The sequence below is a fragment of the Variovorax sp. 10N432 genome (genome assembly GCF_056394465.1).
Genome location: NZ_JBFTHX010000016.1, coordinates 73,212 through 93,295, shown reverse-complemented (window position 1 = coordinate 93,295; position 20,084 = coordinate 73,212). Strand labels below are relative to the sequence as shown.

The following is a 20,084-nucleotide window of genomic DNA, read 5'->3' as shown; positions in this document are numbered from 1 at the left end:
GCCGCCATGCAGACACTACGCCAATGCCCGCAGTTCCCGCAATGCAACAGACAACATCGAGGCATCAGGCGCCGGCACCGCACGCAGTTCGCCCATCAACTCCGCCGCGCGTTCGAGCGACCGGCCATTGGTGGCGCGCCATGCCTCGACGAGTACCGCCGGCGACTCGTCGCCGCCCCCGGCAAGCACCGCGCCAGTGATCGAGCGCTGCAGGCTCGACAGGTCGTCGAGCATCGCGGCTTTCGCAAGCATCTGCCAATGCTGGTCCCCGGGCAGCGCCCCGATGCGCTCGCGCAGCCACGGCATGCCGAGGCGGTTCGCGAGGTCGAAGTAGATCACTGCCACGAGTGCCACCGGCCGACTGGCGCTGCCGGCGATCTCTGCGATGTCGAGCGTCGCGTACAACGAGTCGAAAGTGACGACGCGCTCGGCCAGTTCGCGCGGCACGCCGCCGGCCACATAGTGCGAGACCGCGGTGTCGACGCGGGCCCGCTCGTCGGGGGCCAGCAGTTCGGTCAGCCGTGCCGACAGCGCCTCGACGTTCGGCGTGAAGTGTGCAATGGTCGATTCCATGTCCTCGTTCAATCGCCGCGAGCGCAGGAACCACTTCGTGCCGCGCTCCAGTTGCCGGCTGGTGTCGATCAGCAGGCTGGACTGCACGGCGTCGTCGATGCGGTTGTCGAGCGCTTCGATGGACAGCCACAGCGGCACCATGCCGAAGATCTCGCGGCTCATGAGATAGGCGCGCACGACCTCGAACGCACGGGCGCCGGTGGTCTCGACCAAGCGATGCACGAAGGTGCTGCCGATCCGGTTGATGGCGCTGTTGGTGACGTGCGTGGCAATGATCTCGCGCCGCAGCGGATGCCTGGGCATGTAGACCGCGAACTTCTCGCTCAGCAGCTTCGGGAAGTAGCGCGCCAGCGCCGTCGCAACCCAGGGGTCGTCGGGCAGCGGCGAGGCCAGCAGTTCGTCGTAGAGCCAGATCTTGCTGTAGGCCAACAGCACCGCGCGCTCCGGACTGGTCAGGCCCTGGCCTTGGGCACGGCGCTCGGCCAGTTCTTCGTCGGACGGCAGGTACTCGATCGCACGATGCAACCGCCCGGCTTTCTCGAGGTACTGCATGAACCGGGTTTGCGCATCGAGCAGTTGTGGCGCGATGCGCCCTGTGACCGACAGCACCTGCGTCTGGAAGATGTTGTCGCGCAGCACCAGCGCGGCCACGTCGTCGGTCATCTCCGGCAGCAGCGCATTGCGTTGCTTCTCGGTGAGCTCGCCTTCGGAGATGGGCAGGCCGACCAGGATCTTGATGTTGACCTCGTGATCCGAAGTGTCGACGCCGGCCGAGTTGTCGATCGCGTCGGTGTTGATGCGCCCACCCGCCTGCGCGAATTCGATCCGGCCCAATTGCGTGCAGCCGAGGTTGCCGCCTTCGGCGAGGACCTTGCAGCGCAACTCCCCGCCGTTGACGCGCAGGGCGTCGTTGGCACGGTCGCCCACCTGCGCGTGGCTCTCGCTCGCGGCCTTCACGTAGGTGCCGATGCCGCCGTTGTAGATCAGGTCGACCGGGGCCTTGAGGATGGCATTGACCAGTTCGGTCGGCGTGAGCGTGTCGGCGGTGATGTCGAGCACCTTCTTCATCTGCGGCGTGATCGGGATCGACTTGGCGCTGCGCGCATGGACTCCACCGCCTTCGGAGATCAGCGACGCGTCGTAGTCGGCCCACGATGATCGCGGCAGCTTGAACAGGCGCTGGCGCTCGGCAAAGCTCTTCGGCACATCGGGGGTCGGGTCGAGAAAGACGTGCCGATGGTCGAACGCCGCCACGAGCCGGATGTGCGGCGAAAGCAGCATGCCGTTGCCGAACACGTCGCCCGACATGTCGCCGATTCCGGCCACCGTGAATTCGGTCGTCTGCGTGTCGATGCCCATCTCGCGGAAGTGGCGCTTCACTGATTCCCAGGCTCCGCGTGCCGTGATGCCCATGACCTTGTGGTCGTAACCCACCGAGCCGCCGGAGGCGAAGGCGTCGCCGAGCCAGAAGCCGTATTCCTTGCTGACGCCGTTGGCGTAGTCGCTGAAGGTGGCCGTGCCCTTGTCGGCCGCAACCACGAGGTAGGGGTCGTCATCGTCGTGGCGCCTGACCTGCGGCGGCGGCACGATCGTGTCGCCGACGCGGTTGTCGGTGATGTCGAGCAGGCCGCGCAGATAGTCCTGGTAGCAGGCCACGCCTTCGCGCAGGTACGCATCGCGGTCGCTCGCCGCGGGTGCGCGCTTGAGCACGAAGCCGCCCTTGGAGCCCACCGGCACGATCACGGTGTTCTTGACCATCTGCGCCTTCACGAGGCCTAGCACTTCGGTGCGGAAGTCTTCCGGCCGGTCCGACCAGCGCAGCCCTCCGCGCGCGACCCGGCCGCCGCGCAGGTGCACGCCCTCGAAGCGGGTCGAGTAGACGAAGATCTCGAACATCGGCTTGGGCGCCGGCAAATCGGGCACCTTCGAGGAATCGAACTTGAACGACAGGAAATCGCGCTGGCCGCCTGCCGCATCGCGACGCCAGTAGTTGGTGCGTGTGGTGGCGAGGATCAGCGCGAGGTATTGCCGCAGCACTCGGTCTTCAGACAGGTTGGCCACGTTCTCGAGCGCGGCTTCGATCTCGCGCACCTTCTCGCCCGCCAGCGTGTCGGCGCCGGCCGCCTGCGCCGGATCGAAGCGCAGCTTGAACAGTTCGACCAGCGCGCGCGCAACGGGAGCGTTCGCCGCCAGCGTGCTCTCCATGAACGGCTGCGACAGCGCGAAGCCGATCTGCCGCATGTACTTCGCGTAGGCGCGAAGCACCACGATCTCGTGCGCGGGCAGGCGCGCTGCGAGAACCAGGCGGTTGAAGTCGTCGTTCTCGACCTTGCCGCCGAGCACGGCGGCGAAGGCGTCTTCGAACACCGGCCGCAGCGCGTCGACCTCGACCTCGGCATCGCCCAGCGCACTGCGCAGGCCGAAATCGTGGACCCAGATCGGCGATGCGCCCTGCGGTGCGAGCCGGTGCGGATGTTCGTCCAGCACGCTCATGCCCAGGTGTTCGAGCATCGGCAGGCTGGTCGACAGGATGAGCGGTTCGCCGCGCCGCAGCACCTTGAAGCGCAGCGTGCCCGGCGCCGCTTCGAGCGGCCGGTAGAGATTCATGCCGATCGGCTGCGCGTCGCTCAGCCATTCCATCAGTTCGATGTCGTGCACGGCGGTGCGCGCCGCGAACTCGTCGCGGTAGCCGGCCGGGAAGGCACCGGCGAACCGGCGCAGCAGTTCGTTGCCGCGCGCTTCGCCGGTGGTCTCGATCAGCGCCGACTTCAGGTCGTCGTCCCAGCGGCGGGCGGCGGCTACCAGGCGCTGCTCGACCTCGTGCACGTCGAAGGGCGGGATCTGTCCGGGCCGGGTGCGGACGGTGATCTGGATCAGGGCCAGGACCGATTCCGACAGGTGCACATTGAACTCGGAACTGGTGCCGTTGAAGGCCTGCACCAGGATCGCCTGCCATTTCTCGCGCAGCTCGGTCGTGTAGTTCTCGCGTGGTGCGTAGATCATGCACGCCACGAAGCGCTCGAAGGGGTCGCGCCGCACGAACAGGCGAAAGCGCTGGCGCTCGCCCAGGTGGAGGATGCCCATGGACGTGGACAGCAATTCGTCCGCGCTGGTCTGGAACAGCTCGTCGCGCGGATAGGTCTCGAGGATGTTGACAAGCGCCTTGCCCGAATGGCTTCCGCTCGCGAGGCCGGCGCGCAAGACCACGTCAGCCACCTTGCGCCGCAGCAGTGGAATGTCGGCCGGGCTGGCGCTGTAGGCCGTGGAAGTGAACAGGCCGAGGAAACGGTCTTCGCCGCAGACAAGGCCTTCGGCATCGAAGCGCTTGATGGCGATGTAGTCAAGGTAGCCGGGCCGGTGCACGGTGGAGCGCGAGGTGGACTTGGTGACCACCAGCAACTCGGGCCGGCGTGCGTAGGCGCGCACCTCCGGTGGCAGCGCCGCGAAGGCGGCAGTCGGGTCCTTGATCACCTCGCGCAGGATGCCGAGGCTCGAATCCGGCACCACCTTGAGCGCGTCCTCGCCGTCGACCTTCACCAGCTCGTGGCTGCGGTGCCCGAGGAACGTGAAGTGATCGTCGGCCAGCCAGCGCAGGAAGGCCTGGCCTTCGGCAAGTTCCTGCGGCGGGATCGGCGGGGCGCGCTCGTCGAGGCCCTGGACGATGCCCAGCACGCGCTCCTTCATCGTCTTCCAGTCGGCCACGGCCAGCCGCACGTCGCCGAGCACTCGCGCCAGGTCGGCAGCGAGCGCCTCGAGCCGGCCTGCGTCGGCCACGCGGTCGACCTCGACATGGATGAACGACTCGCGCCGCGCATCGGGCGAAGGCGCTTCTGTCGCCAGCCCCTGGAGCGTGCCCTCGCTGTCGCGGATCACCGCGACCAGCGGATGGATGATCAGGTGCAGGGTCAGCCCGTGGCGGTTGACTTCCATCGTCACCGAATCGACGAGGAACGGCATGTCGTCGTTGACGATCTCGATGATGGTGTGCGTCGACTGCCAGCCGTGCTCCGCGATCGTCGGGTTGAAAACGCGCAACCTGGCGCGCCCCGGTTCGCGCTTTCGCGAGAAGCTCCAATGCGAGAGCGCGGCGCCATACAGGTCGGCGATCTGGCGGTCGGCCAGGTCTTCAGGGTCCACCTGGCCAAAGTACTGCCGAACGAACGCTGCAAGCAGATCCGCCTGGTCCGTGGCGACCTTGGCGCGAATCAGGCCAACGACCTCGTCCACGCGTTCGCTTGGGCGTCCAGCCTCGGGTGCATCGGTTTCCATGCTTGCCTCCTGATCGGTGTGTGTCCAGCCACTGTGGAAGCGACCGGGCGGAAAAGCAAGACCCATACGCCGCAGCTGGCGCGGGCCGCGCGGTGACCGCCTGTTCGGAACCGCGCCCAGCGAACCGTTTTTGGGGCGCTCGTAGAATTCACGCTTTGCCGAGACGAACATGACCACTGCCAAGAAGCAAACGGCGTTCACGCGCCCCCTGACACCCAGCGTCGAGCTCGCAGCCGTCATTGGCTCCGCAGCCCAGCCTCGAACCGAGGTCACCAAGCTGCTGTGGGACTACATCAAGCGGAACAACCTCCAAAACCCGGCGAACAAGCGCAATATCCTTTGCGATGCCAAGCTTCAAGCGGTGATGGGCAAGCCCGAGGTGACGATGTTCGAAATGTCGGGTCTTGTTGGGAAGCATCTGTCCTGAAGAGCGTCGCCGCACGCAGCCGGCTCCGGCCGGTCAAGGCCGGACCTTCCCATCGACCTCCAATCGAACATCGCGATGCCGATTTGCTGGCCGAGCCGAGCGCCCATCACGGTTCAACTACCCGCGTCACTCCCTTCGGGCGGTCGAACTGGGCCAAGTGACCGGGATGCTGCTCCATAGGCTGGAAGCAGCCCTTCGCCCCTGCCTGCCGGTCCGCGGAAGTCCTGGGTGTGATGAATCCCGGGCCCGTCAGGGGCTCACAGTCAACGTCCTTGTGGACTCCAGATGTGCATCGACCCGCCGAGTCCCGACTGCGTCCTGCTTGCAGGAGCTCGCTTCGAATAGAGACATCTGGTCGTCGTAGTGCTTGGCCTTGTTTTTGAGGCCTGCGCTGACAAAGCCGCTCTGCCCCGGCGCCATCAACGAGCACACCTCCACGGCGTTCTTTCGCAGAATCACTCGGAATCCCGCGGTACAGGCTGGAGGCTTCCCGGTGCGCCTCCCGTCAGCGGCGCGTACCCCAGGTCGACCAAGGAGTTGAAGACGCCGGCCGGCAAGTCATCCTTCAGGACCGCAACGGTCATCGCCTTCAACCATGCCTGAAGAATCGTGACACCGGGCCCGTCGTACCGGCCGTCCTTGTCGGCGTCTCTCAGACGCATGTCCCAAGCGACGAGCATCCGCTGCCTTTCGTACCAGGTCTGACACAGGAAGCGTGGCGGTGGCCGATTTGATGACGGCACAAAATAGCGAGCATTGAGGTCCGCCACAGCCCATGCGATGGTTCCGTCGGTGCCGAAGAGGACAGGCAGCAGTCCGATGGGCGCCATGCCGGTCAGGTCATAGCCTGCGCCGTGAAGGCCGATGGCGGTCACGAAGGCGGGGTTGTTGAAGCCCTGCTGGGGGCCGTTGTAGAGGATGGGGATGCCATCGTACGTCTTCGAGGGGCCCAGGACCCAAGCTTCTCAGGGCGAAATGAGAACCATCCTTTGCCTCGCGCGCGTGCGTGCCGGCGGCAACGCTCGTGGGTCCTCCAGCCACCGCATCTGCTCGTAAATCTGTTGCCCAGTGGCTGCGCCTTTCTCTGCCTTCAGCTGGTTCAAGAGTGCAAGGTTCGCGACCTCGGCGCTTCCCCCAGGCAAGTCATGGCACCATGAGCGCTTGCCAAGGTCGCGTCCTGGCCCGTAAAAGCCTGCAAAATTCAAAATGATGGATTGGGTCCCTGTAGTCTTCGTTGCGTTCAAGGTTCTCGTGTTCGGCACGGGGATGTTCTTCGCCATCAAGTGGCACTATGAGCAAGGGAAGAAGGGGAAGGAGAAGCAGAGCGCGGTGCTACGCGCGGGCGGCAAGGTGGCCGCAGTCTTCGTGCTATCGCTCCTGGGCCTCTCGCTCCTTGCCTTTGGCCTTGGCAGGGTGCTCGGTTTGGACTTGACCTTCCCATGACGGCAAAGAAATGGTCGACCGATATCCATACGGATCAAGTAGCGTGGCAATGCCCGCGAAGCCGGGCGGCACGCCAGTTGCGTTGCGCGCACTGACATTGTTCTAGAGTCCGATACGCGCGCTGGAACTGCAGCAGTCGCCGCTCAGGGCTTCAAGGCGATCCCCTGCCTGCGCATCACGCCGCAGCCGAACCTCTAGCCGTCGTGCCCGGACCGCACCTCGGCCCCAACGGAAAGCGCATCTGCAAACTCGCATTCCTTCGTTTGCGGGCCCGCTGCGCGTCCGCAGAATGCCCAGGACACGGAGTTCAAAGCGCATGCACATCGAGTCGACACCTGCCCAGCAAGCCCGCCACGTGGTCGAACGCACCGGTTCCGCCTGGCGCATCGCGCCGGCGTCGCCACGCGAAGTGGCGCGGTGCGCGCCGCGCGTCCATGTGCCGGCGCGGGTCGTGCTGCGCATCCAGGCGGCCGCGGTGGCTGCGGGCCTGCCGCTGCTGGCGCATTCCTGGTGATTCAAATTCAAATGCCAATCCGATCCCGTGGCCCAGGAGGCGCCTTCGCCGACCGCGCAGGCGATCGTGGTGCGTGCCGACTCGCCGCTCAAGTCCCTCGGAGACCTCAAGGGCAAGAAGGTCGGCGTGGCCAAGGGCTCCGGAGGCCACTACCTGCTGCCGCGCCGGGTCGACACCCTGCAGGCCGGGCTCTTTCAACCCGTCCGATAAGCCCAACGTCGGGCCGCTTCAGAACGCCGGCACGAGCGCGCCGCTGAACTTGGTCTCGATGAAGCTCTTCACCTCGGGCGAGTGGTAGGCCTTCACGAGCTGCTGCGCCCACGGCTTGTCCTTGTCGGCACGGCGCACCGCGATGATGTTGGCGTAGGGGCCCTTCGGCGCCTCCTTGAGCACCGCATCCTTCGCCAGCGTCAGCCCGGCCTTCTCGGCATAGTCGTTGTTGATCGAGGCGATCGTCAGGTCGTCCAGCGAGCGCGGCAGCTGCGCGGCGTCGAGCGGCACCAGCTTGAGCTTCCGGGGGTTGGACACCACGTCGAGCGGGGTCGCGCTGTTGTTCTTCACGGCCTCGGGCTTGAGCGTGATGAGCTTGGCCTCCTGCAGCAGCAGCAGCGCGCGGTTGCCGTTGGACGGGTCGTTCTGGATGCCGACCGACGCGCCGTCGGGCAGCGCATCGATCGACTTGATCTTGCGCGAGTAGAAGCCCAGCGGCGCGGTGATCGTCAGGCCCACGGGCACGATGTCGAAGCCGCGCGACTTGTTCTGGTTGTCGAGGAAGGGCTGGTGCTGGAAGGCGTTGGCGTCGAGATCGCCGGCCGCCAGCGCGGCGTTGGGCAGCTGGTAGTCGTTGAACACGACGACCTCGACGGCCAGGCCGTCGCGTGCCGCCGCCTTCTTGACGACTTCCCAGATCTGCTCGCCGCTGCCGACGGAGACGCCGATCTTCAGGGCTTTCCTGTCCTGCGCGTGCAGCGTGCCGCCGATGGTGAAAAGGGCCATGGAGGCAAGGGAGAGCGCGGCGATCAGCGCGGCGCGGCGGTGGACAGGAAGCATGGGAATGGGCATGTCGAATGAAAGAGCCATCACTGTGACGGCCGTCGGCCCGGCAGGGAACGAAGGAAAACGCGCAACCTTATGCGCCGGGCGTCGAGCGGTGGCGCGCCGGCGGCAGCACGCAGTCGGACAACGTGGGGCGGTCAGTTGAGGCGCTGGCCGCCGGCCGCGTCGAAGAGGTGCGCCTCGCCGGGCACTGGCCAAAGCGCCAGACGGTCGCCCGGCCGGGCGCCGATCCGGTCGCGGAACGCCGCCATGACGGTCTGGCCGGCCAGGCGAAGCGCAACCTGTGTCTCTGCACCGGTGGGCTCGACCACGATCACATCGGCGGAAAGTCCGCGGCTCGGGTCGATCGTGAAATGTTCGGGGCGCGTGCCGTAGAGCACGCGATCGCCGTGAGCGCCGCGGGATGCCGACGTCAACGGCAGCCGCAAGCCGTCGTCCGTCAGGACGGAGGGGGCACCGTCGAGCTGCAGGCGTCCCGGGATGAAGTTCATCGCCGGCGAACCGATGAAGCCCGCCACGAAGGCATTCCGGGGCCGGTCGTAGAGTTCGAGTGGCGCCCCGACCTGCTCGATCAGGCCGTCCTTCAGCACCACGATCCGGTCGGCCATCGTCATCGCCTCGACCTGGTCGTGCGTCACGTAGACCGTGGTCGTTCCCAGGCGCTGGTGCAGGGCCTTGATCTCGGTGCGCATCTGCACCCGCAGCTTGGCGTCCAGATTCGACAGCGGCTCGTCGAACAGGAAGGCCTGGGGCTGCCGCACGATGGCGCGACCCATGGCGACGCGCTGGCGCTGGCCGCCCGAGAGCTGGCGCGGCCGGCGATCGAGCAGGTCGCCGAGGCCCAGCGTTTCGGCCGCCTGCCGCACGCGGCGGGCGATGTCGGCGGGCTTCAAGCCCTGGATCGTCAGGCCGAAACCGAGGTTCTGGCCGACCGTCATGTGCGGATACAACGCGTAGTTCTGGAACACCATCGCGACATCGCGATCGCGCGGCGCCACGTCGTTGATGCGCCGGTCGCCCAGCAAGATCTCGCCTGCGTCGATGCTCTCGAGGCCGGCGATCATGCGCAGCAACGTGGACTTGCCGCAGCCGGACGGGCCGACCAGTGCGACGAATTCGCCGTCGCGGATACCGATGTCGATGCCGCGGATGACGGGCGCAGGACCGAAGTTCTTGGCGAGTTGGCGGATGGTGATGGAGGCCATGAGGAGGTCGGAAAGGGGGGAGGGTCAATCCTTGACGCCGCCGGCCGTGAGGCCGCGCACCAGGTACTTTCGAACCAGCACGGTGAACACCACGACCGGAAACATCACGAGCGTGCCGCTGGCGGCGATCTTGGTCCACTCCCAGCCCTCGTATTGCAGGAAGTTGACGATCGCCACCGGCGCCGTGATGGCGTTGGTGCGGGTCAGGATCAGCGCGTAGAAGAAGTCGTTCCACGAGAAGATGAAGCACAGCACCGCGGTGGCCGCGAGTCCGGGGGCGGTGAGCGGCAGCGACACGCGCCAGAAGGCCTGCCAGATGCCGCAGCCGTCGATCCAGGCGGCTTCTTCCAGGGTCGCGGGCACCGCCTCGAAGAAGGTCTGCATGAGCCAGATCACGATCGCGAGATTGAAGGTCAGGTAGACGATCGCGAGGCCGACCACGGTGTCCTGCAGGCCGAGGTACTGGTAGGCCAGGAAGAAGGGAATCGTGAAGGCGATCGGCGGCGCCATGCGAGTCACCAGGATCCACAGCGCGATGCGGTCGCGCCCCTTGAAGTTCCAGCGCGTCAGCGCGTAGGCGGCCGGCACGCCGATCAGGAGCGAGAAGCAGGTCGACAGCGTGCTGACCAGCAGGCTGTTGCCGAAGGACTTCGGGAAGTTGCCCTGCAGCAGGCTGATGAAGCCGTCCAGTGTCGGCGTGAACAGCAGGCTGTCGTCGAAGATGTCGGCTGCCGGCCGGAAGGCGAGCTGCACCAGCCACAGGAAGGGCGACAGCACGACGACCAGCAGCAGCGCCACCGTGAGCGCGCGCGCATGCCGCGAGAGCCAGGATCGACGCCGCGTCGCGCCTGCGAGGCTGCCCGCCGCGCGCACAGGGCCCGCGGCGATGCCTTCGTCGTGGCCGAGCTCGATCTTGTCGGCGCTCCAGGTTCCGCTAGCGCTTGTCATGGTCGCTCCAGCCCAGTCTGCCGACCAGCCAGCTCAGCAGGAAGACGCCCACCAGCATCACGGTCGCGATGGCGCTCGCGTAGCCCCAGTAGGAAAAGTTGAAGGCCTGGATGAAGCCGTAGAAGTTCGTGACCTCGGTGACGCTGCCCGGGCCGCCATTGGTCAGCACGTAGATCAGCGGGAAGGCCTTGAAGCTGTCGATCAGTCGAAACAGCGCGCACACGACCAGCACCGGGCGGATGTACGGCAACACGATATGACGGAACAGCTGCCAGCGGCTGGCGCCCTCGAGCGTGGCGGCCTCGATGGGGTCGTCCGGGATCATCTGCAGAGAGGCCAGCACCATCAGCATCGTGAACGGAAACCACTGCCAGGTATCCGCGAGCGAGATGGCCCACAGCGCGGTGTCCGGGTTGGCGATCAGCGAGCGAACCGGCCAGCCCAGCGCTTCGAGGCCGCGGTGGAGCGGGCTGACGTCGGGCGTGTACATGATCTTCCAGATCAGCGCGACCACGATCGGCGGCAGCACCATCGGGATCAGGAACACCGTCCGGGCGCCTTCGAGCACGCGGGACTTCCCGTTCAGCAGCAGCGCCAGGCCGAGGCCCGCGGCCAGCTGCAGCAGCACGCTCGACGCCGACAGCTTCAGCTGCACCGCGATCGATGCGAGGAAGCGGCCGTCGTGCAGCAGCTGCCGGTAGTTGACCAGCGGGTCGTCGAAGCGGAAGGTGCCCGAAGGATCGGTGAGCTGCAGCGGCGTGAAGCTCGTCACCAGCAAGGCGGCCGCCGGCACCAGCGTGATGAGCAGCAGCACCGCCAGCGCGGGCGAGAGGCCGGCGAGGAAGGCCCGCCGCCGCTCGCCCTGCCAGCCATCCGCGGAGAGTGCGTGCGCCATGGCTCAGGCCTTCACAGCTTGGCGCCCGAACGCTTGAGCTCTGCGATCGTGTTGGCCTGGGCTTGCTGGAAGGCCTGCTTGGCCGACAGCTGTCCGCTCGCGATCAGCTCGATGGCCTTGTTGAGCTGCTGGTCGACCTGCGGATAGACCGACACCGTGCGGTACTTCATGTGGCCGGTCTTGGCGGCGAGCTCGATCGAGTCGAGCGACAGCTTCGCGAGGTCGCTGCCGTTGATGACCTGCTTCTCGCGGAACGCCGTCGAGTCGATGTCGGAGCGCCGCGCCGGCGATCCGTAGCCCGCGGCCACGGCGCGGCCCGTGGTCTGCTTGCTCAGCGCCCACTGGATGAAGGCCCAGGCGGCCTCCTTGTTCTTCGAGCCGGCCGGAATGCCGAGGCCGTGCACGGCAGTGCCGGGGAATCGGCCCGCCGGGCCCTTGGGCACCAGGCCGAACTTCACGGTCTTGATCGTCTTGCTGGTGGCGGGGTCGCCCAGTTGCGCGAGGTGCAACTGGCCGGCGTCGGTGAAGTTGACCCTGCCGAGCTTGAGCGCCTGCGTGACCTGGTCCGGCTGGTAGGTGATCGCGCCGTCGGGGCCGAATTCCTTCAGCAGGTTGGCGTAGTACTCGCCGGCGGCGATCGCCTCGCGCGTGTCCAGCGTCGGGAACAGGTCGTCGGGTGCCTTGCGAAAGACGTCGCCGCCGAAAGCGTGCAGGTAGGGCACGAAGGTCCAGCCGTAGTGGTTGTCGGCGACGAAGCCGGCCACGCGCTCCTTCTTGTTGACCGCGCGCAGCACCTTGACGAGGTCGTCGGTGGTGTCGGGAAAGCCCAGGCCGGCCTTCTCGACCAGGTCGAAGCGCGACGATGCGGTGAGCAGGGCCTCGGCGGTCCAGGGGATGCCGTAGAGCTTGCCATCGCGCCCGGTCTCGGGCGCACGGGCACCTGCCAGGAAGTCGTTGACGTCCCAGTCGGCCGCGGTCAGGTTGGGGTTGCGGATGAACTCGTCGAGCGGCGTCAGCCAGCCCGAGTTGATCCAGCGGCTCGAGTAGATGAAGGTGACGTTGACGACGTCGTAGGCCGATCCCTTGGTCGACAGTTCGAGGTCGGCACGCTGGTTGTAGACCGGGAATGAAGGCGCATCGAAGTTCACCTTCGCGCCCGTGGCGGCCTCGAACTCGGGCAGCCAGCGCTGCAGCAGCGTCGGATAGGCGGCGCTGAAGGTCGAGACGTTGAGTGTCACGCCGGCGAATTTCTTCGCGCCACCCTGGGCGGGGGCCAGGCGCGGCAGCAGCGCGCCGGCACCCAGTGCGGCGCCGGCCTGCAGCAAGCCTCGGCGGCGGCGATCGAAAGTCGAGAGTTCGTATGTCATGAGGGGTTGCAGGTTCAGGCGGTGGCGGAAATGACTTCGTCGATGCGCGCGTCGTTGGTGGCTTCGGGCCGGCTGCGGGTGCGGCTGCGCTGGCCATCGATCGAGACCGCGGTCTCGCCGTGCACCGTGACGCGGCGCACCAGGCGCGGCTGGTTGCCGTAGTCGTTGATCGCGAAATGCTGCGTCGCGCGGTTGTCCCAGATCGCGACGTCGTCCTGCTGCCAGCTCCAGCGGACGGTGTTCTCGAGCCGCGTCACGCGGTTCTGGAGGATCTCGAAGATGCGAGCCGATTCCGCGGTCGACAGGCCGACCAGCTTCTTGACGAAGTGGCCGAGCAGCAGCGAACGCTCGCCCGACACCGGGTGCACGTGCACCACCGGATGCTCGGCCTCGTAGACTGCCGAGACGAACACCTTGCGGTGGTGGGTCAGGCGTTCGGCCTCGACCACCACGCGATCGGCGCCGTAGTCGTAGTCGTTGCTGTGCACGGCCCAGAGCTGGTCGGCGAGTTGCTTGAGCTGGGCCGGCAGGCGTTCGTAGGCCAGGGCCGTGTTGGCCCAGACGGTGTCGCCGCCATAGGCCGGAATCTTGACGGCGCGAAGGATCGATATCTTCGGAAAGGCATCCACGAAGGTCACGTCGGTGTGCCAGGAGTCGGCCCGGCCGCCGCCCTTGGAGGCATCGAGCTCGAACAGCTTCGTGCCTTGGGGGGACGGCACCGTGGGATGCGCGACGGTGCGCCCGAAGCGGGCGCCGAACGCCTGGTGCTCCTGGTCGTCCAGGTGTTTCTGGCCACGAAAGAACAGCACCTTGTGCTTCACCAGCGCGGCGTTCAGCTGCTCGACGATGTCGGCGTGCAGATCGGCACGCAGCACGAGGTTCTGCACCTCGCCGCCGATGTTGCCAGCCACGCGCCGGATGCGCAGGTCGCCGATGCTGGTGTCGAGGGATGAAGGGGTGTCGTGGCTCATCGAGGGATCTCCTGGAAGCATGGAAGTCGTCGGTCGGGATTCGGCGGCCGATTCTGCGGGCCCTTCATCGGATCCCGAACGACCGAATCGTTGAATTCAAATAAGCGAATGATCTGAGCGGTCGAGCGCGTTCAGAACAGCCGGAACCGGACCGTGGGGTCCTGCGCGACCCTGGCACCGAGGCCGCGTTCCCACGCCAGGTAGTCGACCCATGCACGGTCTCGATGCAAGGCCGACACCCGCATCACCGAGCCCCAGTCGTCCTCGAAGGACGTCAGCAGTTGGGCGGGTTCCCAGCGCTGCGCGGTCGGCCGTCCGGCTGCCTGCCATGCCGCGGTTCCGCCGCGCAGCCAGTCGAATCGGCCTTCGGGCCAGCGCTCACGGGCCTGGGCTGCGACCCATCGGGCCGCATGACCATCCGGTGACGCGAAGACGATGCGGAGCCCGGCTTCGAGCAATGCGGCCAGTGGTGCCAGCGTGCTGGGCAGCAGGAAGTCCGCGGCTGGCAGATGGCGACGTTCGAAATCGGCACTGGGACCGACGTCGACCACCCGCACGCGCGTCGGCTCGGAGGCCAGCAGCGCGGCCACTTCGTCGGCCGCAAGACCTGCGCCGGCGGCCGCCGCGATGGCCTCGAACGCACCGGCCATCGCGGTCGATGCGGCGTTCGCGGCCCAGGAGTCAGGGGGTTCGCCATCGAGGATCCACACCTCGGACTGGTTGAGCTGGCGCAGCCAGAAGGCGGTGATGGCCGCGCGCAGGTGGTGCGGATCGTCCAGCAGCACGATGCGGGCGCCGCGGGTGCCGACCAGGTTTTCGAAATGCATCAGCAGTTGACCGCCGGCGATGCTGCGAATGTCTGGTGCCGCTTCGGCGCCCGGCCGCAGGTCGAACAGGTACAGCGTCCGGTCGCTCTCCGCCCGCCACCGTGACAGGGTGTCCGGCCGGAGCAACGGCAGTCGATGGCGCCCGATCAGCGCATCGGCGCGACGGCGCAGTTCCGCGTCGGGCGCGACGGGCAGATCGGCGGCGGGCCGCGCGTCGCTCCGCACCGGCGCGCCGTCCAGTGCCCACTGCATCACGCCGTCTTCCAGGAAGTGCGCATCGGAGTGGCCGAGCAAGCGCAAGGTGGTGCTGCCGATGATGCCGCGGGTGCGGCTGAAGCAGTGGACCAGCCAGGGTCCGGGCTGCCCTTCGGAGGGCCACTGGCGCAGTGCGAGTTCGGTGCCGGCGTGGTTGTGGGCCTCGGGCAGCGACAGGAAGGCATATTCGTCGGCTGGCCGCGCATCGATCAGGGTCGCCGACCGGCCCGCTTCGCGCAGGGCCCGCAAGGCTGCACCGGGAAGGGTCGGCGTCGCGTGGCGCGCCAGCACCTGGCCGCCGAAGGCCTTGACCAGGGTCGCATAGCCGTCGATCAGGGGCAAGCCTGCCGCCTGCCAGCCAACCGTTCCGCCGGCCAGCACCCGCACATCGGTGTAGCCGAGGCGGGCCAGCAACTTCGCGGCACGCGGCGCCGGACCCTGCGGATCACCCGCATCGACCAGCACCACCGGTGTGCCCTGGCGCGGAACCAGCGCCTGCACCTCGAGCCCCAGGGAGGACAGCGGCGCGAGCCGCGCGAGGTTCAGGTGGCCGCCGACGAAGGCACGCGCCTCCCGCACGTCGAGCAGCGCCAGTTCCTGGTCGCCGAGCAGCAGGGCATGGAGCGCCTGGACCGTGATCGACGAGGGAGAGCAGGAGGCGGGCATGGACGAGCGAAGCTACTCCACATGGAGGCCGCGGCCAAGCAGGCTCTGCGCATTTGCTCATGCGCAATGGGAGCAAGCGAATGCATCGAACGGGCCCAAGATCGACCGCCGATCGCCGCCCAACCCGCCCGCATGACAACGCTCGCCCGCACCCTCCCATCGGACGTCAAGGGCGCCGCGCGCTGGTGGCAGCGCTGCGAGGCGCCGACCCTGGTGCTGGCCGTGGGGGTCTATTCGGCCTGGGCGGCGCTGGTCTACTGGCATGCCGCGATCGGTGCCGTCGTGCTGTTCGTGCTGGGTGGCTGCATCGCTCAGCTGCACTCCTCGCTGCAGCACGAGGCCATTCACGCGATGCGCCGAATTCCGAGGCCCCTTCGATGGGCCCTGGTCTGGCCGCCGCTGAACCTGTGGCTTCCGTACCCGCTCTATCACCGGAGCCACAGCGTCCATCACGTCAACTTCCATCTCACCCATCCGCAGAAGGATTCGGAAAGCGTCTACCACTCGGCCGCGGCATGGGCCGGCTACGGACCGGTGCGCCGCGCGGTCATCGCCGCCAACCAGACCCTCGCGTTCCGGCTGATCGCGGGGCCCTGGCTGTGCCTGGGCAACCTGGTGCGCTCGGAACTGCGCCGGTTCGCGGCTGGCGACTTTTCCCACCTGGGCATCTGGCTCGTGCACGGGCTGAGCGTGGCGCCCGTCCTCTGGTTCGTGGTGTCGGTATCTGACATGAGCCTGGGCAGCTACCTGCTCTGCTTCGTCTACCCGGGCATGATGCTGGGCGCCCTGCGCTCCTTCACCGAACACCGCTGGGACGATTCGCCGCACGAGCGGGTGGCGATCGTCGAGTCGAATCCCGTCTTCGGACTGCTGTTTCTCAACAACAACCTGCACCATGTGCATCACCGTTGTCCGACGATGCCGTGGTACGAGATACCCGGCCACTTCCGCCGCAACAGGGCCGCGATCCTGGACGCCAATGGCCACTTCTACTACCGCGGCTACTGGGAGATCGTCAGGCGCTATCTGTGGCGGCCGATCTTCGAGCCGGTTCATCCGCACTGGTGAGGTCGCCAGCAACACGGGACAATCGATCGTTCCTTTCCTTGATGTCCTCCGCATGACCTACCTTGCCTCTCCCACGTGCTACGACGATATGCCATACCGCCGGGTCGGCCGCAGCGGCCTCGTGCTGCCGGCGATCTCGCTGGGCCTGTGGCACAACTTCGGAGACAGCACGCCCCTGGAACTCCAGCGCCGGCTGTTGCGCACGGCCTTCGACCACGGCATCAACCACTTCGACCTCGCCAACAACTACGGCCCGCCCTACGGCAGCGCCGAGGCCAATTTCGGGCGTCTGCTGCGCGAGGACTTCAAGGCGCATCGCGACGAACTGGTCATCTCGACCAAGGCGGGATGGGACATGTGGCCCGGGCCGTACGGCAAGGGCGGCGGCTCCCGCAAGCATGTGCTGAACAGTCTCGACCAGAGCCTGCAGCGACTGGGCATCGACCATGTCGACATCTTCTACTCGCACCGTTTCGATCCCGAGACGCCGCTGGAGGAAACGGCCGGCGCGCTGGCGCAGGCGGTGGGCCAGGGCAAGGCCCTCTACATCGGCATCTCCTCGTACTCCGCAGGCAAGACGCGAGAGATCGCCGGGTTGTTGCGCGAATGGAAGGTGCCGCTCCTGATCCATCAGCCGTCCTACAACCTGCTGAACCGCTGGGCCGAGAAGGATCTGCTGGCGGCGACCGACGAGCTGGGTGCGGGCGTGATCGCATTCACGCCGCTGGCGCAGGGCTTGCTGACCGACAAATACCTCGACGGCGTGCCCGCCGACGCGCGCGTCCATCGCCCCGGCGGCGGCTCGCTCAAGCCGGAGCATCTTTCCGAAGCCAACGTCGGGCGTGCGCGTGCGTTGAACGTCATCGCCCAGCGGCGCGGGCAGACGCTGGCGCAGCTCGCCCTGGCCTGGACCTTGAGGGACCCGCGCGTGAGCTCGGCGCTGATCGGCGCCAGCCGGCCCGAGCAGATCGTGGACAACGTCGCGGCGCTGCGGGGCCCGGCCTTCACCGCGCAAGAGCTGGCCGAGATCGATCGCCATGCGGTCGAAGGCGGCGTCAACCTGTGGGAGAAGCCGTCGACGGATTACGCCTGACGGGCGATTTCATGTGAGTGCTCACTCATTGAGCGAGCTAGGAGAAATATGGAGAGCCCGCAGGGCGGCCGGTTTCGGGTGCAAGCACTGAAGCAGGCCGCAGGCCCAGCGACAATCCACCCATGACCCAAGGCAAGCGCATCTCTGCAGACATCGGCGGCGACGCCTTGCAATCCATCCGGGATCTGGGGGCGGCGGCCAGGCTGGCCCGAACGGCGGCCGGGGAGGGCCAGGCCGCCGCCGCCGCGCGCCTGGGCGTGCATGTGCAAACCATCGGCCGCATCGAAGCAGGGGAGCCCGGCGTGGCCATCGGGCACGTGCTGGGCCTGCTCGCGCTCTACGGCATCGGCGTCAGGCTGCAGCGGCCGGCGGGCGGCTGAACCATGACCCTTCACACGCTTGCGAACGGGGTGAGGCTGCTCGCCATCCCCATGCCCCATGTGCAGAGCGCCAGCGTGGGGGTGTTCCTGCGCGTCGGCTCCCGCGACGAGACGCCGGCCACCAACGGCATCGGCCATGTCCTGGAGCACATGGCGTTCAAGGGGACCGCAACCCGCTCGGTGCAGGCCATCAACCTGGACGCGGAACGGCTGGGCGCGGATGTCAACGCGTTCACCGGCAAGGACAGCACCGGCTACTTCATGACCGGCCTGGGCCGCCACGCGGAGCAGCTGCTGCGCATGACGGCCGACATCGTCCTGAACAGTACATTTCCCGACAACGAATTGCAGCGCGAGCTGGAGGTGATCCGCCAGGAGGCCATCGAGTACGAGGAGGACCCCGAGGATTGCTCCAGCGACCTGCTCGACCGCGCCATCTGGGGTGACGACCCGATGGGCATGCCGGTGATCGGCACCATCGGCAACATCGAAGGCTTCACCCGGAACGACCTGGTCGGCCACGTGCAGTCCCGCTACGTCGCGCAGCAGACCGTCGTTGCCGCGGCCGGCAACTTCGACGTCGAAGCCTGGCTGGCGCTCGCCGGGGAACTCTTCGCAGCGATGCCCGCGTCGGCCGACCTGACCGTCTCGCGACCGCCGGAGCCGGCAAGGTATGTCGGCCAGGCCATGGCCCGGCGCTTCACGCAGGTGTCGCAGGTGTTCCTGAACATCGCCTACCCGCTGGCGCCCGCGCGGCCGGAGGAGATGTCGCAGCCGCGCTGGCGCCTTGCGGCTGCGCTGGCGGCCAACCTGTTCGGCGGCGGGATGTCGGCGCCCCTGGTCGACACCGTCCGGGAGCAGCTCGGCCTGGCCTACACGGCCCATTCCACGGTGGACAGCGGGGACGTCTGGGCCAACTTCGCGGTGCATGCGGTCACGACCCCGGACAAGCTCGACGCGCTGGTGACCGCGACCGGCCGCCTGCTGCGGGCGCAGGCCACGGCCATCGATCCGGTGCACCTGGAGCGGGCGAAGAACCAGTTGACAGTGTCCCGCGTGCGCGCCGGAGAGCGGACCTACGCGACCATGGAGCAGGCCGTCGAAGAGCTCTTCGCCAGCGGACGCGTGACGCCGATGGCCGAAGCGATCGCCATGATCGACGACATCCGGGCGGACGAAGTGCGGGCGGTCTTCGAGCGGATGCTGGCCCACCCTCCGGCGCTGGCGATCACCGGCAAGGGCGCCAGCGTGCGAGGCGCCCGACAGCTGGCGGCGCGCCTGGTCGACGGCGCCCGCTAGCATCCGCTAGCGGCCGGACCCGATCGCGCTGAGCGGATGCGCCCGGGTGTGCCGAAACGCACAGACAGCCGGGCGAGTTCACGGAAAAATGGGCCCAGCTCTTCAGGAGACGGACCATGAACTCCATCGATCGGCAACTGGCGCGGACCCCCACGCGGGCGCTGCAGAAAGCGCTGATGGCGCTGGGCGTCGCCCTCGCAGCGCTCGTGAGCGCGATCGTGCTGGTCCTGAATCCGCAACCGTTTCCCTATCCGTCGCAGGTGCCGCTCGCCTGCAGCGTGGCCGACACGCACGGATCGCCCAAGGTCGCCATGGTGCGGAACACGAGCCCCGTTTCCAGGCGCACCGATGACGTTGCCGATGCCCGGTGTGCGTGAGGCTGACCTGGAAATCCGGGCACCTAGCCAGCTTCGTCCAGTTCGAACAGCACCTCCTGCGCGCCTTCCCACAGCACCTTGGTGCCGAGCGCGCGCAGGTTCTCCTTGCCCTCGACGATCGTCAGGAAGTGGTTGCCGGCGAGCTGGCCCATCTTGCTCGCGAAGCTGCAGGCGCCGTAGGCCAGGATGATCTCGGTCTCGCTGTAGCCGCCGGGGTAGAACAGGATGTCCCCCACCGAGGGGTGGCTGGTGTGGTTCTCGAAGCCGACGCCGAGCCGGAAGTCGCCCAGCGGCACCCAGCAGCCTTCGCCGCTCCAGCGCACGTGGATGAGCCGCTGCCGATAGGGAAGCAGCTTGCAGAACGCCGCCACGGTGAGTGGTGCGTCGGGATGGGTGACGGCGACGAAGTCGAAGCCGCCGGCGGTGATCTTGATGCGGGTCATGTCTCGGT

General features: G+C 67.4%; 18 protein-coding genes and 1 pseudogene. 9 read left to right on the top strand and 10 right to left on the bottom strand.

The window, feature by feature from the left end:
• Nucleotides 1-15: 15 nt before the first annotated feature.
• Complete coding sequence (locus AC1DF3_RS19680) at nucleotides 16-4,842, bottom strand: NAD-glutamate dehydrogenase (RefSeq protein WP_478140565.1); 4,827 nt, start codon at nucleotides 4,840-4,842, stop codon at nucleotides 16-18.
• A 169-nt stretch (nucleotides 4,843-5,011) separates the two neighbouring features.
• On the opposite strand from AC1DF3_RS19680, the gene AC1DF3_RS19675 reads away from it, so the two are divergent.
• Nucleotides 5,012-5,269 (top strand): SWIB/MDM2 domain-containing protein, encoded by a 258-nt coding sequence (locus AC1DF3_RS19675; RefSeq protein WP_286530785.1) that lies wholly within the window; start codon nucleotides 5,012-5,014, stop codon nucleotides 5,267-5,269.
• A 455-nt stretch (nucleotides 5,270-5,724) separates the two neighbouring features.
• Here the strand turns inward: AC1DF3_RS19675 and AC1DF3_RS19670 are convergent, their stop codons facing one another.
• Nucleotides 5,725-6,222: a penicillin acylase family protein gene (locus tag AC1DF3_RS19670; RefSeq protein WP_478140603.1), complete on the bottom strand. Its 498-nt coding sequence runs from the start codon at nucleotides 6,220-6,222 to the stop codon at nucleotides 5,725-5,727.
• Nucleotides 6,223-6,475: 253 nt separating this feature from the next.
• Here AC1DF3_RS19670 and AC1DF3_RS19665 point away from each other — a divergent pair, with 253 nt between their 5' ends.
• The 3 genes and pseudogenes from AC1DF3_RS19665 to AC1DF3_RS19655 form a co-directional block, all read left to right on the top strand.
• Nucleotides 6,476-6,712: a hypothetical protein gene (locus AC1DF3_RS19665; protein ID WP_478140564.1), complete on the top strand. Its 237-nt coding sequence runs from the start codon at nucleotides 6,476-6,478 to the stop codon at nucleotides 6,710-6,712.
• A gap of 316 nt (nucleotides 6,713-7,028) precedes the next feature.
• The gene (locus tag AC1DF3_RS19660; RefSeq protein WP_286530788.1) at nucleotides 7,029-7,226 is read left to right on the top strand and encodes a hypothetical protein; all 198 of its coding nucleotides are present in this window, start codon (nucleotides 7,029-7,031) and stop codon (nucleotides 7,224-7,226) included.
• 27 nt (nucleotides 7,227-7,253) lie between these two features.
• Nucleotides 7,254-7,385: pseudogene (locus tag AC1DF3_RS19655) on the top strand (ABC transporter substrate-binding protein); the annotation flags it as partial.
• Nucleotides 7,386-7,454: 69 nt separating this feature from the next.
• On the opposite strand, the gene AC1DF3_RS19650 reads toward AC1DF3_RS19655, so the two are convergent.
• The 7 genes from AC1DF3_RS19650 to AC1DF3_RS19620 all read right to left on the bottom strand — a co-directional run bounded on the left by AC1DF3_RS19650 (nucleotide 7,455) and on the right by AC1DF3_RS19620 (nucleotide 15,416).
• Nucleotides 7,455-8,222 (bottom strand): MetQ/NlpA family ABC transporter substrate-binding protein, encoded by a 768-nt coding sequence (locus tag AC1DF3_RS19650; protein WP_478140602.1) that lies wholly within the window; start codon nucleotides 8,220-8,222, stop codon nucleotides 7,455-7,457.
• Nucleotides 8,223-8,419: 197 nt separating this feature from the next.
• On the bottom strand, nucleotides 8,420-9,487 hold the full coding sequence (locus AC1DF3_RS19645) for an ABC transporter ATP-binding protein (protein WP_478140563.1): 1,068 nt from the start codon (nucleotides 9,485-9,487) through the stop codon (nucleotides 8,420-8,422).
• Between the two features lie 24 nt (nucleotides 9,488-9,511).
• Nucleotides 9,512-10,435 (bottom strand): carbohydrate ABC transporter permease, encoded by a 924-nt coding sequence (locus tag AC1DF3_RS19640; protein ID WP_478140562.1) that lies wholly within the window; start codon nucleotides 10,433-10,435, stop codon nucleotides 9,512-9,514.
• Nucleotides 10,422-11,330, bottom strand: a complete 909-nt coding sequence (locus AC1DF3_RS19635; protein WP_478140561.1) for a carbohydrate ABC transporter permease — start codon at nucleotides 11,328-11,330, stop codon at nucleotides 10,422-10,424. The genes AC1DF3_RS19640 and AC1DF3_RS19635 overlap by 14 nt, the downstream gene beginning before the upstream one ends.
• A gap of 11 nt (nucleotides 11,331-11,341) precedes the next feature.
• Entirely contained in the window at nucleotides 11,342-12,697 is a 1,356-nt protein-coding gene (locus AC1DF3_RS19630) for an ABC transporter substrate-binding protein (protein ID WP_478140560.1), read from the bottom strand.
• Nucleotides 12,698-12,711: 14 nt separating this feature from the next.
• Nucleotides 12,712-13,668, bottom strand: coding sequence for a TauD/TfdA dioxygenase family protein (locus AC1DF3_RS19625; RefSeq protein ID WP_286520739.1), 957 nt, complete (start codon nucleotides 13,666-13,668; stop codon nucleotides 12,712-12,714).
• A 131-nt stretch (nucleotides 13,669-13,799) separates the two neighbouring features.
• Nucleotides 13,800-15,416, bottom strand: a complete 1,617-nt coding sequence (locus tag AC1DF3_RS19620) for a rhodanese-like domain-containing protein (protein WP_478140559.1) — start codon at nucleotides 15,414-15,416, stop codon at nucleotides 13,800-13,802.
• A 132-nt stretch (nucleotides 15,417-15,548) separates the two neighbouring features.
• Here AC1DF3_RS19620 and AC1DF3_RS19615 point away from each other — a divergent pair, with 132 nt between their 5' ends.
• The 5 genes from AC1DF3_RS19615 (at nucleotide 15,549) to AC1DF3_RS19595 (ending at nucleotide 19,633) form a co-directional block, all read left to right on the top strand.
• A complete protein-coding gene (locus AC1DF3_RS19615) occupies nucleotides 15,549-16,484 on the top strand; it encodes a fatty acid desaturase (protein ID WP_478140558.1) in 936 nt (311 codons plus the stop codon).
• Between the two features lie 52 nt (nucleotides 16,485-16,536).
• On the top strand, nucleotides 16,537-17,577 hold the full coding sequence (gene mgrA / locus AC1DF3_RS19610; RefSeq protein WP_478140557.1) for an L-glyceraldehyde 3-phosphate reductase: 1,041 nt from the start codon (nucleotides 16,537-16,539) through the stop codon (nucleotides 17,575-17,577).
• A 122-nt stretch (nucleotides 17,578-17,699) separates the two neighbouring features.
• The gene (locus tag AC1DF3_RS19605; RefSeq protein WP_286530799.1) at nucleotides 17,700-17,957 is read left to right on the top strand and encodes a helix-turn-helix domain-containing protein; all 258 of its coding nucleotides are present in this window, start codon (nucleotides 17,700-17,702) and stop codon (nucleotides 17,955-17,957) included.
• Between the two features lie 3 nt (nucleotides 17,958-17,960).
• Nucleotides 17,961-19,256 carry a M16 family metallopeptidase gene (locus tag AC1DF3_RS19600; RefSeq protein ID WP_478140556.1) on the top strand — a complete coding sequence of 432 codons (1,296 nt, stop codon included), beginning with the start codon at nucleotides 17,961-17,963 and terminating at the stop codon, nucleotides 19,254-19,256.
• Nucleotides 19,257-19,372: 116 nt separating this feature from the next.
• The gene (locus AC1DF3_RS19595; protein ID WP_478140555.1) at nucleotides 19,373-19,633 is read left to right on the top strand and encodes a hypothetical protein; all 261 of its coding nucleotides are present in this window, start codon (nucleotides 19,373-19,375) and stop codon (nucleotides 19,631-19,633) included.
• A 23-nt stretch (nucleotides 19,634-19,656) separates the two neighbouring features.
• Here the strand turns inward: AC1DF3_RS19595 and AC1DF3_RS19590 are convergent, their stop codons facing one another.
• Nucleotides 19,657-20,076, bottom strand: coding sequence for a DUF3830 family protein (locus AC1DF3_RS19590; protein ID WP_286530802.1), 420 nt, complete (start codon nucleotides 20,074-20,076; stop codon nucleotides 19,657-19,659).
• Between the last annotated feature and the right edge of the window lie 8 nt (nucleotides 20,077-20,084).